Raw genomic sequence first — 13,525 nt, 5'->3', positions numbered from 1 at the left:
CAGGCTCGCTCCCACAGGTTCGGTATGTATCCTGTGGGAGCGAGCCTGCTCGCGAATTTTTTGGAGGCAAGAACATGCGTGTATGGATTGATGCCGACGCCTGTCCACGGGCGGCGAAGGATCTTGTAGTGAAATTCGCCCTCAAGCGCCAGTTCGAAGTGGTGCTGGTAGCCGGGCAGCCGCAGACCAAGCCGGGGCTGGCCATCGTCAAACTGATCGTGGTGCCGAGCGGGCCGGATGCGGCGGATGATTATCTGGTCGAGCACGCCGTGCCGGGCGAGCTGGTGATCTGCAGCGATATTCCGCTGGCCGATCGGCTGGTCAAGAAGGGCGTGGCGGCACTGGATCCGCGCGGCAAGGAGTTCGATGCGCAGAACATGGGCGAGCGGCTGGCGGTGCGGAATCTGTTCACCGATCTCAGGGAGCAGGGCCAGATGAGCGGCGGCCCGGCGCCGTTTGGCGAGCGCGAGAAGCAGGCGTTTGCCAATGCGCTGGATCGGATTCTCACCCGGCTCACCCGCAAGCCCTGAAAAGATCGCAGCCTGCGGCAACTCCTACAGGGGCGGTGTATGCCGCAATATCACGGCGCGACACGAAACCTGTAGGAGCTGCCGAAGGCTGCGATCTTTTGATTTCAAGCGTCGTTTTCGTGAGTCAGTTCGAGCACGCGGTCGACCAGTTTGTTGATCCCCGAAGCCGCTTCACTGATGGTCTGCGCCAGCATGTACGCCGGGGTGGTGACCAGTTTGCGCGCCTTGTCTTCGACGATTTCCGTCACGGCGCACTCTTCGTGGGTGGCGCCCATTTTGTTCATGGCCGCAGCGGTGTCGGCGTCGTTGCCGATGGTGCAAGTCACCCCCGGGCCATAGATTTTCGCCGCCAGCGCCGGTGAGATGCAGATCAGCCCGACCGGTTTGCCCGCTTCGGCAAATGCTTCGGCCAGGGCTAGCACTTCAGGTTGTACGGTGCAGCCGGCGCCTTCGATGGCGAAGTTCGACAGGTTCTTTGCCGCGCCGAAACCGCCGGGCACGATCAGTGCGTCGAAATCCTCGACATCGGCGTCGCGGATATCCTTGACGTTGCCCCGGGCAATCCGCGCCGATTCCACCAGTACGTTGCGCGATTCCGGCATTTCTTCGCCGGTCAGGTGGTTGATCACATGCAATTGCGCGATGTTTGGCGCGAAGCACTGCACCTGTGCGCCGCGCTGGTCGAGGCGCAGCAGGGTGATGACACTTTCCTGGATTTCGGCGCCGTCGTACACGCCACTGCCGGACAGGATCACTGCAACTTTTTTGCTCATGGGCTTCTCTCCAGATTCATGGCGCTCAATGTCCCTTAAATCGTCGCGCGTGGCCATAGGGGCATGGCTGGCGTGCGCGGGAACAGAGCGCTCTCTCAATGGATCGCAACGGCGGCGGGGTGTTCATTATTTGCCTGGAATGCGCGTGGCAGCCGCCAGCGAATGGCTTATTCGGCTGGCGTTTTCGGCCCGGCAGGAGGGGGCGCTTCGGCCTGGCGCAACTGCTCTGCCTCGGCGGCCTTGGCGAGCTGCTCGTCCTGATAGATTTTCTTTGCCAGTTGCGCATTCTTGAAGCGGCGCCGCAGCCACAGGCCCAGCCCGAGGATCAGCAAGGCGCCGAGCACCCATAGCTCGTACTTCTTGATGCTGCCGAGCATGCCTTCCAGCACTGCGCCGAAGTGGTAAGCCGCCGCAGCCAGTGCGGTGGCCCAGATCGCCGCGCCGATGCCGTTGAGCAGCAGGTAACGTCCCGGTGGATAACCGGACAGGCCGATCGCCACCGGCATCACGGTGCGCAGGCCATAAACGAAGCGGAAGCTCAGGACCCAGATGTCCGGATGTTTGCGGATGTGCTCGAGCGCACGGTCGCCCATCATCTGCCAGCGCGGCTTGCGCGCAAGCAATTTGCGCCCGTGCTTGCGTCCCAGGAAGTACCACAGCTGATCGCCGGCATAGCTGCCGAAGAACGCCACAACCACCACCAGGTTGATGTCCATGTATCCACGGAACGCAAGGAAGCCTGCGAGCACCAGAATGGTTTCGCCTTCGAAGAACGTGCCGAGGAACAAGGCAAAGTAGCCAAAGTCGTGCAGAAATTGTTGGAGCATTGTCTGGGTGCTGGCGAAATGAACGCGCAGCCTAACCCTTCGGGCACATTCATGAAAGTGTCCAAATGTGTCTCGACGTGAACATTTCCTACATCGACAATGGATTGCGGCTACCTGTCACAGAGCACACATAACTGTCATCTGTTAGTCATAATGGCCGTCTATAACTGTCACGCTCGCCCGTTTGCCCGGGCTCAGGAGTCTGCCGTGAGCTTTACCACCGCCAATCGTCTGTTCCCAGCCACTCGTCTGCGTCGCAATCGTCGTGATGATTTTTCGCGGCGGCTGGTGCGTGAAAACGTATTGACGGTCGATGACCTGATCCTGCCGGTGTTCGTGCTCGACGGTGAAAACCGCCGCGAAGCCGTGGCCTCGATGCCGGGCGTCGAGCGACTGACCATTGATCTGCTGCTTGAAGAAGCGGCGAAATGGATCGAGCTGGGCATTCCGGCGCTGGCGCTGTTCCCGGTCACGCCGGCTGAACTGAAATCCCTCGATGCTGCCGAAGCGTGGAATCCCGAAGGCATCGCCCAGCGCGCCACTCGCGCCCTGCGTGAGCGGTTCCCGGAGCTGGGCGTGATCACTGACGTGGCGCTGGACCCGTTCACCACCCACGGTCAGGACGGCATTCTCGACGAAGACGGCTACGTGCAGAACGACATCACCGTCGATGCGCTGGTGCGTCAGGCGTTGTCCCACGCCGAAGCCGGCGCGCAGGTGGTGGCGCCATCGGACATGATGGACGGCCGCATCCAGGCGATACGTGAGGCGCTGGAAATTGCCGGCCACGTCAACGTGCGCATCATGGCCTACTCGGCCAAGTACGCCAGCGCCTACTACGGCCCGTTCCGCGATGCCGTGGGTTCGGCGTCGAACCTCGGCAAGGCCAACAAGGCCTCTTATCAGATGGACCCGGCCAACAGCGACGAAGCGCTGCACGAAGTCGGTGCCGACTTGTCCGAAGGCGCGGATATGGTCATGGTCAAGCCGGGCATGCCCTACCTGGACATTCTTTTTCGCGTCAAAGATGCCTTCAAGGTGCCGACCTTCGTCTATCAGGTCAGTGGCGAATACGCCATGCACATGGCCGCTATCCAGAATGGCTGGTTGAGCGAAGCGGTGATCCTCGAGTCACTGACCGCCTTTAAACGTGCCGGTGCAGATGGCATCCTGACTTACTTTGCCGTTCGTGCCGCTCAATTGTTACGAGAGCAGAAATAGCCCTCCCAGGAACATTCCATGAATACCGAAGGACTCACTGAAGTTGCCGTAAAAGAAGCTCAGCCGGTGGTCGAGCAAATCACCGAAACCCCGCCGGAACTGGAGCCTGCGCCACCCGCGCCGGTTGCCGAAACCGCTGTGGCGGTGCCGGCGATCACCATTCCCGGCCTGGATGACAGCAGCCTGTACATCCACCGCGAGCTTTCGCAATTGCAGTTCAACATCCGCGTGCTGGAACAGGCGCTGGACGAGTCCTACCCGTTGCTGGAGCGGCTGAAGTTCCTGCTGATCTTCTCCAGCAACCTCGACGAATTCTTCGAGATCCGGGTCGCCGGGCTGAAAAAGCAGATCACCTTCGCCCGTGAACAGGCCGGTGCTGACGGCTTACAGCCGCATCAGGCGCTGGCGCGGATCAGCGAGCTGGTTCACGGTCACGTTGACCGCCAGTACGCGATCCTCAACGACATCCTCCTGCCGGAGCTGGAAAAGCATCAGGTGCGCTTCATCCGTCGGCGCAACTGGACGACCAAGCTCAAGACTTGGGTACGCCGCTATTTCCGCGACGAGATCGCGCCGATCATCACCCCGATCGGCCTCGACCCGACGCACCCGTTCCCGCTGCTGGTGAACAAGAGTCTGAACTTCATCGTCGAGCTCGAAGGCATCGACGCCTTCGGGCGCGACTCCGGTCTGGCGATCATTCCGGCGCCACGTCTGCTGCCGCGGATCATCAAGGTCCCGGAAGAAGTCGGCGGCGCTGGCGACAACTATGTATTCCTGTCGTCGATGATCCACGCCCACGCCGATGACCTGTTCCAGGGCATGAAGGTCAAAGGCTGCTACCAGTTCCGTCTGACCCGAAACGCCGACCTGGCGCTCGATTCCGAAGACGTCGAAGACCTCGCCCGCGCTCTGCGTGGCGAGTTGTTCTCGCGGCGCTACGGTGACGCGGTGCGTCTGGAAGTCGCCGACACTTGCCCGAAACACCTCTCGGACTACCTGCTCAAGCAGTTCAACCTGAGCGAGACCGAGCTGTATCAGGTCAACGGCCCGGTCAACCTGACGCGTCTGTTCAGCATCACTGGCCTCGATAGTCATCCGGAGCTGCAATACACGCCGTTCACCCCGCAGATCCCGAAACTGCTGCAGAACAGCGAAAACATCTTCAGTGTGGTCAGCAAGCAGGACATCCTCCTGCTGCACCCGTTCGAGTCGTTCACGCCGGTGGTCGACCTGCTGCGTCAGGCCGCGAAAGACCCGCACGTGCTCGCGGTTCGCCAGACCCTGTACCGCTCCGGCGCCAACTCGGAGATCGTCGATGCGCTGGTCGACGCCGCGCGTAACGGCAAGGAAGTCACTGCGGTGATCGAGCTGCGCGCGCGCTTCGACGAAGAATCCAACCTGCAGCTGGCCAGCCGTCTGCAAGCGGCGGGCGCAGTGGTGATCTACGGCGTGGTCGGCTTCAAGACCCACGCCAAGATGATGCTGATCCTGCGTCGTGAGGCTGGCGAGATCGTCCGTTATGCGCATCTCGGTACCGGCAACTACCACGCCGGTAATGCCAAGCTCTACACCGACTACAGCCTGCTGACCTCCGACGACGCCTTGTGCGAGGACGTCGGCAAACTGTTCAGCCAGTTGATCGGCATGGGCAAGACGCTGCGCATGAAAAAGCTGCTGCATGCGCCGTTCACCCTGAAGAAGGGCATGCTCGACATGATTGCCCGCGAAACCCAGTTTGCCCTCGAAGGCAAACCGGCGCACATCATCGCCAAGTTCAACTCGCTGACCGATCCGAAGATCATCCGCGCGCTGTACAAGGCCAGCCAGTCCGGCGTGCGCATCGATCTGGTGGTGCGCGGCATGTGCTGCCTGCGTCCGGGCATCGCCGGGGTCTCGCACAACATTCATGTGCGCTCGATCATTGGCCGCTTCCTCGAGCACACGCGGGTGTTCTACTTCCTCAACGGCGGCGACGAGCAGATGTTCCTCTCCAGCGCCGACTGGATGGAGCGCAACCTCGACAAGCGCGTCGAGACCTGCTTCCCGGTGGAAGGCAAGAAACTGCTGACTCGGGTCAAGAAGGAGCTGGAGCTGTACCTGACCGACAACACCCACAGCTGGAGTTTGCAGTCGGACGGCCGCTACATCCGCAACACACCCACCGGCAACCAGAACCCGCGCAGTGCCCAGGCGACGTTGCTGGAGCGGCTGGGCAGCCCGATATTGCCTGTCAGCAGTTAAGTGCCGAAGGTCAAAAGCCCCTCACCCTAACCCTCTCCCGGAGGGAGAGGGGACTGACCGAGGTGTCTTGCGTCATACACTGACCTGAAATACCTGATCGAACTCTGGCCTCAACGCTAGTACAAATCGGCTCCCTCTCCCTCGGGAGAGGGCTGGGGTGAGGGGAGAGCTACACCGCCGCTCTCAAGCCAAACCCAATAAAAAGGCGATCCTAACGGATCGCCTTTTTTGTGCCAGCCAGTTACTCAGTGCACCGTGAGAACAATCCCCACCCGCGTCAACCAGTCCGCCTCAAGCCCGAAATCCGCCTGGGTCAGCTGATTTTCATCCAGCCAGTTCTCCGGGAATTCCACATCGAGATGGTCGCCATTGGCATGCAGCGCCACCTGCGGCATCGCCTGGGTTCCACGAATGTGATGGAACAGAATGGCGAACCGCAGCAGCACGCACAGGCGAATCAGCTTGATGCCGTCATCGCCGAATTCGGCGAACTTGTCCTTGGGAATATTGCGCCGGTGCCCGCGCACCAATAGCGCGAGCATCTGCTGATCCTCGCGGGAGAAGCCGGCCAGATCGGAGTGTTCGATCAGGTAGGCGCCATGCTTGTGGTAGTGATAGTGCGCGATGTCGAGGCCGACTTCGTGGACTTTCGCCGCCCAGCCGAGCAGTTCGCGCCAGATACCGTCATCCAGTTCCCAGTCGACGGCGACCTGATCGAAGGCGTGCAGGGCCTTGCGCTCGACCCGCGCCGCCTGTTCCAGATCGACGTGATAGCGCTCCATCAGCGAGGTCAGGGTGCGTTCGCGCACGTCTTCGTGATGATGGCGGCCGAGCAGGTCGTAGAGCACGCCTTCACGCAGCGCGCCTTCACAATGGTCCATGCGTTGCAGTTCGAGGGCGTCGAAGATCGCTTCGAGAATCGCCAGGCCCGCCGGGAAGATCGCGCGGCGGTCAGGCTTGATGCCTTCGAAATCGATCTTGTCGGCGTCGCCCAGCTTGAACAGTTTGCGCTTGAGCCACGCCAGGCCTTCGGCGTTGACCTCGCCGCTGCCGTGGCCGCCAGCCTTCAGGGCCAGGCCGATGGCGCGAATCGTACCGGAGGAGCCGATGGCTTCATCCCAGGTCAGGCGATGCAGGGCGTGCTCGATGCTCATGATTTCCAGGCGCGCCGCCGTGTAGGCCTGGGCGTAGCGGGCCGGGGTGATCTTGCCGTCCTTGAAGTAGCGCTGGGTGAAACTCACGCAGCCCATTTGCAGGCTTTCGCGCAGCAGCGGCTCGAAGCGCTGGCCGATGATGAATTCGGTACTGCCGCCGCCGATGTCGGCGACCAAACGTTTGCCTGGGGTGTCGGCGAGTGTGTGCGAAACGCCGAGATAGATCAGGCGCGCTTCTTCACGGCCGGAGATGACTTCAACCGTGTGGCCGAGGATTTCCTCGGCGCGGCGGATGAATTCGCCACGGTTGCGCGCTTCACGCAGGGCGTTGGTGCCGACGATGCGCACGGCACCGAGCGGCATACCGTTGATCAGTTGCGCAAAGCGCTTGAGGCAATCGAGGCCGCGCTGCATCGATTCTTCGTTGAGCTGGCGCGCATCGTCGATGCCGGCGGCCAGTTGCACCTTCTCGCCGAGGCGCTCGAGAATGCGGATTTCGCCGTTCTGGGCCTTGGCCACGACCATGTGAAAGCTGTTGGAGCCCAGGTCGATTGCGGCGATCAGGGACAGATTCTTGGCTTGGGATTGCGGCATGGTCAGGGGGTCTCGGTCGATAACCCCGACATCGTGCCACGATCAAACGCTGGCGCCAACGCGCATGGTTCAAACCGCCGGAGCGCGCACCCCGAACCTGATCGTTCCCACGCTCCGCGTGGGAATGCCTCACCGGACGCTCTGCGTCCGCTTTTGGGACGCGGAGCGTCCCTGGCTGCATTCCCACGCGGAGCGTGGGAATGATCAGGATGAGGCTGCTTCAGGCTGTCGCTTCCACCGTGCCAATAAAGTTCGCCAGCTCGGCCGTCTGCGGATTGGCAAACAACACCTTCGGATCGCCCACCTCATGCACCTTGCCATGGTGCATGAACACCAGTTTGTCGCCCACCTCTCGGGCAAAGCGCATCTCGTGGGTGACCATGATCAGCGTCATGCCTTCCTTGGCCAATTGCCGCACCACGCTGAGTACTTCATTGACCAGCTCAGGGTCCAGCGCCGAGGTGATTTCATCGCACAGCAGCACCTTCGGCGACATCGCCAAAGCCCGGGCGATCGCCACCCGTTGCTGCTGACCACCGGACAAACGGTCCGGGAAGGCATCGAATTTCTCCCCGAGCCCGACTCGCTCGAGCATTTCGCGCGCCAGTTCGGCTGCCTTGGCCTTGGGTACTTTCTGCACCACTTGCGGCGCGAGCATGACGTTTTCGCCGACGGTCAGGTGCGGGAACAGGTTGAACTGCTGGAAGACCATGCCGACCTTCTGCCGCAGGCTGCGCAGATCAGCGCGGGCGGCGTCGAGGTATTCGCCGTCGACTTCGATCACGCCATCGTTGATCGATTCCAGGCCGTTGAGCGTGCGCAACAGGGTCGATTTGCCCGAGCCGCTGCGGCCGATGATCGCCACGACCTGGCCTTCCTCGACGCTGAGATCGATGCCTTTGAGTACGTGGTGATCGCCGTAGTATTTATGCAGGGCGGAAATTCTAAGCAGAGGCATGCAGTCTCCTTTCCAGGTAGCGCGCACTGAGGGACAAGGGGTAGCAGAGCAGGAAGTAGCCGAGGGCGACGAGGCCGTAGACCATGAACGGTTCGAACGTGGCATTGGCGAGCATGCCGCCGGTCTTGGTCAGTTCGGTGAAGCCGATGATCGAGGTCACCGCTGTGCCTTTGACCACTTGCACCGAGAAGCCCACGGTCGGCGCCACGGCGATGCGCAGCGCTTGCGGCAGGATCACGTAGCGCAACTGCTCAAGCGGATTGAGCGCCAGGCTCGACGAGGCTTCCCACTGACCGTGGGGAATGGCCTCGACGCAACCGCGCCAGATCTCCGCCAGATAGGCGCTGGTGAACAAGGTCAAAGCGATCGCCGCGGCCATCCACGGCGAAATCTCGATGCCGGCCAGCGCCACGCCGAAGAACACCAGAAACAGTTGCATCAACAGGGGCGTGCCCTGAAACAGCTCGATCCAGGTGCGGGCGATGCTGCTTGGCAGCGTGTTCTTGGAGATGCGCATCACCAGAATCAGCAGCCCGACGAGGCCGCCGCCAATGAACGCCACCAGTGACAGCGCCAGGGTCCATTGCAGGCCGGTGAGCAGGTTGCGCAGGATGTCCCAGAAAGTGAAATCGCTCATTGGCTGCTCCTCGCAATGAACCGACGCCCGAACCAGTTGAGCAACTGGCGGATCAGCAGCGCCATGCACAGATAGATCAGGGTGGTCAGCGCATAGGTTTCAAAGGCGCGGAAGTTGCGCGACTGAATGAAGTTGGCGGCGAAGCTCAATTCTTCCGTGGCGATCTGCGAACACACCGCCGAACCGAGCATGACGATGATGATCTGGCTGCTCAGCGCCGGCCAGACCTTGCCCAGCGCGGGCAGCAGGACGACGTGGCGGAACGCTTCGAAGCGCGTCATCGCCAATGCCGCAGCCGCTTCCAGCTGCCCGCGCGGAATCGCCTGGATGCCGGCGCGGATGATCTCGGTCGAATAGGCGCCAAGGTTGATCACCATCGCCAGCACTGCCGCCTGCCACTCGGAAATCTGCACGCCGAGCGACGGCAGGCCGAAGAAGATGAAGAACAGTTGCACCAGAAACGGCGTGTTGCGGATCAACTCGACGTAGACGCCGAAGATCGCTGAGAACGGGCGGATCTGCCACGCTCGCACCAGCGCGCCGACAATGCCCACGCCGACCCCGAGCAGCGCGCCGATGGCGGTCAGCTCAAGGGTGAACAGTGCGCCGCGCAGCAGCAGGTCGGTGTTTTCCACCACCGGCAAAAAATCGAACTGATAAGCCATGAAGGTCTCCCGCGCAGTCGATCAGAGATCGGCCGGCAGCGGCTCTTTCAGCCAGGTCTGCGAGTTCTTTTCCAGCGCGCCGTCAGCCTTGGCGGTGTTGAGGATGTCGTTGACCTTGGCCAGCAACGCCGCTTCGTTCTTGTTCACGCCCACGTAGACCGGGGAATCCTTGAGCTTCACCTTCAGCGCCGGTACGCGCTTGGGGTTCTTCTCGCTGATGGCCACCATTACCACGTTGCCGCTGGCGATCAGATCGACCTGGCCTGCCAGATAAGCAGCGATGGTCGAGTTGTTGTCTTCGAAACGTTTGATGGTCACGCCTTCGGGGGCGACTTTGCTCAGCTCGATGTCTTCGATGGCGCCGCGGGTGACGCTGATGGTCTTGCCCTTGAGGTCGTCGAGGCTGGTGATCGCGGCGTCTGGCGGACCGAACACGGCGAGGTAGAACGGCGCATAGGCGCGGGAGAAGTCGATGACTTTCTCACGCTCGGGGTTTTTGCCGAGGCTGGAGATCACCAGATCGACTTTGCCGGTGGTGAGGAACGGGATGCGGTTGGTGCTGTTGACCGGGGTCAGTTCGAGTTTGACCTTGAGTTGGTCAGCGAGCAGTTTCGCTGTGTCGATATCCAGGCCGCGCGGCTTCATGTCCGGGCCGACCGAGCCGAACGGCGGGAAGTCCTGGGGCACGGCAACTTTCAGCGTGCCGCGTTTGACCACGTCGTCCAGACCGTCGGCGTGAGCGGGGGCCTGGCACAGCAGCAGGCCGGCAAACAGGGAAGCGAGGAGGGCGCTGTAACGCTGGGTCATGGACAATCTCCGGATCGGCGGGAAGTGGTTGCTGCGATCGGACAGAGCATGGGCCGTGCCAACAGGCGGATTTCGCCCCGGCAGGCCGCGGCACCAGCGACTTCGTTCGGTCTTACTGGTCTGAACAGTCAACTCGGTTTTCGCACTGCGATGGCGCATCGGCAGTGCGCGCCGAACCCCGCTGGGGCACGACTTGCCGGACTCGACGAATAGCTTTACAACTAGCCGCACCTTGGCCCTGACGCGTCCGCACATCATGAATTCGATCTCCCGCGCCGTACCCGAAGTGGCGCTGCAAGCGATCCGCAAACTGATCACCGAACAGGGCTTCGGTGCCGGCGACGCGTTGCCTTCGCAACGGGATCTGGCGCTGCAACTGGGCGTCAGCCGGGCATCGTTGCGTGAAGCGCTGTCGTCGCTCAGTGCACTGGGCGTAGTCAGCATTCAGCCGGGCAAGGGCGTGTTCGTGCAGTCGCCGGTCGAATTGTCGCGCGGCGACAACGCGCCAGGCTGGTCGTTTGCGGCGCAGGCATCGCCGCTGGATATCTTTCAATTGCGCTATGCGCTCGAAGGGTTTGCAGCAGGTTTGGCGGCAGTGACGTTGAGCACGTTCGATCTGGATGCGCTGGAAGACAACGTTGCGGCCATGCGCGAGCAATTGAAGCTCGGCGACTTTGAGGCAGCGGCGAAACTCGACTTCGAATTCCACCGACGCATCCTTCTTGCCAGCGGTAATCAGGCGATGCTGAGCATTCTCACCGCCAGCGCCGAGATCTTCCTCGAGAGCCAGAAACTGCCGTTCATCCGCGCCGAGCGCGCCATGGAAACCTGGCAGGAACACCGCAAGATCCTCCGCGCACTGGCGCGCCGCGCCTCGGCGGCGGCGCAGAAAGCCATGCAGGAACACGTGCGCAACGCCGCCCTGCGCACTGGAATCGCCTTCATCGCTCCCGCCACGGCGTGACTTGAGCTATACCCAAACTCATCAAGGGCCATAGCAACACTCAATCATCTGCGGCTTCCTGAACAAGGGAAGGGCGGCTATGATGGGCCACGTTTTTTTGCTTACAACCTGGAGAATTCCATGAGCAGCGATCTGATCAAACACGTTAGCGACGCTAGTTTCGAAGCCGACGTACTCAAGGCCGAAGGCGCTGTCCTGGTCGACTACTGGGCTGAATGGTGCGGCCCTTGCAAAATGATCGCACCGGTTCTGGACGAGATTGCCGAGACTTACAAAGGCAAGCTGACCGTCGCCAAACTGAACATCGACGAAAACCAGGAAACCCCGGCCAAGCATGGCGTGCGTGGTATCCCGACGCTGATGCTGTTCAAGAACGGCAACGTTGAAGCGACCAAGGTCGGCGCACTGTCGAAGTCGCAGCTGGCGGCTTTCCTCGACGCCAACATCTGAGCGTCGCAGTAAAACGCTGAAAAAAAGCCCCGCAAATCGCGGGGCTTTTTGCATATTCAGGGCTAGACGCTCCGAAACTCAGGTGGTACATTCGGCCCCGCACTGGTTTCTCCAATGCCCCCTGCTAGCCGTCGCCGACGCACTCCTTTTCGAATTAGTTCGCGATCCTGTCGCCTTCTCCGCGGCGCGGCCTCATTAAGCCAAAAGCTTAATTTCCCCCCCTCCATAAATGATTACGTCATTCCTATATGAATCTGACTGAACTCAAGCAAAAGCCGATTACCGAACTGCTCGAATTGGCCGAACAGATGGGCATAGAAAATATGGCCCGTTCGCGCAAGCAGGACGTGATTTTCTCCCTGCTGAAAAAGCACGCGAAAAGCGGCGAGGAAATCTCCGGTGATGGCGTGCTGGAGATTCTCCAGGACGGCTTCGGCTTCCTGCGCTCCGCAGACGCTTCATACCTCGCCGGCCCTGACGATATCTACGTCTCGCCGAGCCAGATCCGCCGTTTCAACTTGCGCACCGGTGACACCATCGTTGGCAAGATCCGCCCTCCGAAGGAAGGCGAGCGGTACTTCGCCCTGCTCAAGGTCGACACGATCAACTTCGATCGTCCGGAGAACGCGAAAAACAAGATTCTCTTCGAGAACCTGACGCCGCTGTTCCCGACGGTGCGCATGAAGATGGAAGCCGGCAACGGTTCCACCGAAGACCTCACCGGTCGCGTGATCGACCTGTGTGCACCGATCGGCAAAGGCCAGCGTGGTCTGATCGTCGCACCGCCGAAAGCCGGTAAAACGATCATGCTGCAGAACATCGCAGCGAACATCGCCCGTAACAATCCTGAAGTTCACCTGATCGTGCTGTTGATCGACGAGCGTCCGGAAGAAGTGACCGAAATGCAGCGCACCGTGCGCGGCGAAGTGGTTGCCTCGACCTTCGACGAGCCGCCGACCCGTCACGTGCAGGTTGCTGAAATGGTGATCGAGAAGGCCAAGCGCCTGGTCGAGCACAAGAAAGACGTGGTGATCCTGCTCGACTCCATCACCCGTCTGGCCCGTGCCTACAACACCGTGATCCCGAGCTCCGGCAAGGTATTGACCGGTGGTGTCGATGCCCACGCCCTGGAGAAGCCGAAGCGTTTCTTCGGTGCCGCGCGTAACATCGAAGAAGGCGGCTCGCTGACCATTATCGCCACCGCGCTGGTTGAAACCGGCTCGAAGATGGACGAAGTGATCTACGAAGAGTTCAAGGGTACCGGCAACATGGAACTGCCTCTGGATCGCAAGATCGCCGAGAAGCGTGTGTTCCCGGCCATCAACATCAACCGCTCCGGCACCCGCCGCGAAGAGTTGCTGACCGCCGACGACGAACTGCAGCGCATGTGGATTCTGCGCAAGCTGCTGCACCCGATGGACGAAGTCGCCGCCATCGAGTTCCTGGTCGACAAGCTGAAAACGACCAAGACCAACGACGAGTTCTTCTTGTCGATGAAACGCAAGTAAGACGCTGGCGTTTCAGCAAAGGACGCTCCCGCGAGGGGGCGTTTTTTTTTGCCCCGAAAAATCTCGCGCCCATCACGGATATCTGTTGATGGGCCGATTCTGCGGCGTCGGCAGCGCACTCCCGAGTTGGAGGCCTGCGCCTTCGCCGCAGCGCGGGGGCCACAATCGAGCAATGACGGGCTGCTGTTTGCCC

The 13,525-nt window shown here is 61.2% G+C and carries 13 protein-coding genes; 6 read left to right on the top strand and 7 right to left on the bottom strand.

The window, feature by feature from the left end; translation table 11 throughout:
* The first annotated feature begins 74 nt into the window (after positions 1-74).
* Positions 75-530 (top strand): YaiI/YqxD family protein, encoded by a 456-nt coding sequence (locus tag NF676_RS26160; protein ID WP_041476910.1) that lies wholly within the window; start codon positions 75-77, stop codon positions 528-530.
* A 104-nt stretch (positions 531-634) separates the two neighbouring features.
* Here the strand turns inward: NF676_RS26160 and elbB are convergent, their stop codons facing one another.
* Positions 635-1,303: an isoprenoid biosynthesis glyoxalase ElbB gene (elbB, locus tag NF676_RS26155; RefSeq protein ID WP_016772616.1), complete on the bottom strand. Its 669-nt coding sequence runs from the start codon at positions 1,301-1,303 to the stop codon at positions 635-637.
* A gap of 167 nt (positions 1,304-1,470) precedes the next feature.
* Complete coding sequence (locus NF676_RS26150; RefSeq protein ID WP_095181269.1) at positions 1,471-2,130, bottom strand: DedA family protein; 660 nt, start codon at positions 2,128-2,130, stop codon at positions 1,471-1,473.
* Positions 2,131-2,337: 207 nt separating this feature from the next.
* Between NF676_RS26150 and hemB the strand changes: the two genes are divergently transcribed.
* A complete protein-coding gene (gene hemB / locus NF676_RS26145) occupies positions 2,338-3,351 on the top strand; it encodes a porphobilinogen synthase (RefSeq protein ID WP_252886962.1) in 1,014 nt (337 codons plus the stop codon).
* Between the two features lie 18 nt (positions 3,352-3,369).
* On the top strand, positions 3,370-5,595 hold the full coding sequence (gene ppk1, locus NF676_RS26140; protein WP_095181271.1) for a polyphosphate kinase 1: 2,226 nt from the start codon (positions 3,370-3,372) through the stop codon (positions 5,593-5,595).
* Between the two features lie 245 nt (positions 5,596-5,840).
* Here ppk1 and ppx read toward each other — a convergent pair whose 3' ends face one another.
* The 5 genes from ppx to NF676_RS26115 all read right to left on the bottom strand — a co-directional run bounded on the left by ppx (position 5,841) and on the right by NF676_RS26115 (position 10,410).
* Entirely contained in the window at positions 5,841-7,343 is a 1,503-nt protein-coding gene (ppx, locus tag NF676_RS26135) for an exopolyphosphatase (RefSeq protein ID WP_041476907.1), read from the bottom strand.
* A 220-nt stretch (positions 7,344-7,563) separates the two neighbouring features.
* Positions 7,564-8,301: an amino acid ABC transporter ATP-binding protein gene (locus tag NF676_RS26130; protein WP_007911148.1), complete on the bottom strand. Its 738-nt coding sequence runs from the start codon at positions 8,299-8,301 to the stop codon at positions 7,564-7,566.
* Positions 8,288-8,938 (bottom strand): amino acid ABC transporter permease, encoded by a 651-nt coding sequence (locus NF676_RS26125; RefSeq protein WP_016772621.1) that lies wholly within the window; start codon positions 8,936-8,938, stop codon positions 8,288-8,290. The genes NF676_RS26130 and NF676_RS26125 overlap by 14 nt, the downstream gene beginning before the upstream one ends.
* Positions 8,935-9,603, bottom strand: coding sequence for an amino acid ABC transporter permease (locus NF676_RS26120; RefSeq protein ID WP_122612308.1), 669 nt, complete (start codon positions 9,601-9,603; stop codon positions 8,935-8,937). The genes NF676_RS26125 and NF676_RS26120 overlap by 4 nt, the downstream gene beginning before the upstream one ends.
* A gap of 21 nt (positions 9,604-9,624) precedes the next feature.
* Complete coding sequence (locus NF676_RS26115; RefSeq protein WP_041476905.1) at positions 9,625-10,410, bottom strand: transporter substrate-binding domain-containing protein; 786 nt, start codon at positions 10,408-10,410, stop codon at positions 9,625-9,627.
* A 256-nt stretch (positions 10,411-10,666) separates the two neighbouring features.
* Here NF676_RS26115 and NF676_RS26110 point away from each other — a divergent pair, with 256 nt between their 5' ends.
* The 3 genes from NF676_RS26110 to rho all read left to right on the top strand — a co-directional run bounded on the left by NF676_RS26110 (position 10,667) and on the right by rho (position 13,332).
* A complete protein-coding gene (locus NF676_RS26110; protein WP_056791723.1) occupies positions 10,667-11,374 on the top strand; it encodes a FadR/GntR family transcriptional regulator in 708 nt (235 codons plus the stop codon).
* Positions 11,375-11,494: 120 nt separating this feature from the next.
* Positions 11,495-11,824: a thioredoxin TrxA gene (gene trxA / locus NF676_RS26105; RefSeq protein ID WP_003206727.1), complete on the top strand. Its 330-nt coding sequence runs from the start codon at positions 11,495-11,497 to the stop codon at positions 11,822-11,824.
* Between the two features lie 248 nt (positions 11,825-12,072).
* A complete protein-coding gene (gene rho, locus NF676_RS26100; protein ID WP_003229334.1) occupies positions 12,073-13,332 on the top strand; it encodes a transcription termination factor Rho in 1,260 nt (419 codons plus the stop codon).
* Positions 13,333-13,525: the final 193 nt, after the last annotated feature.

The organism is Pseudomonas siliginis, from assembly GCF_024072275.1.
Taxonomy (GTDB): Bacteria; Pseudomonadota; Gammaproteobacteria; order Pseudomonadales; family Pseudomonadaceae; genus Aquipseudomonas; species Aquipseudomonas siliginis.
Note: the sequence above shows the minus strand (reverse complement) of the source record. Positions and strands in the feature narration are given on the sequence as shown.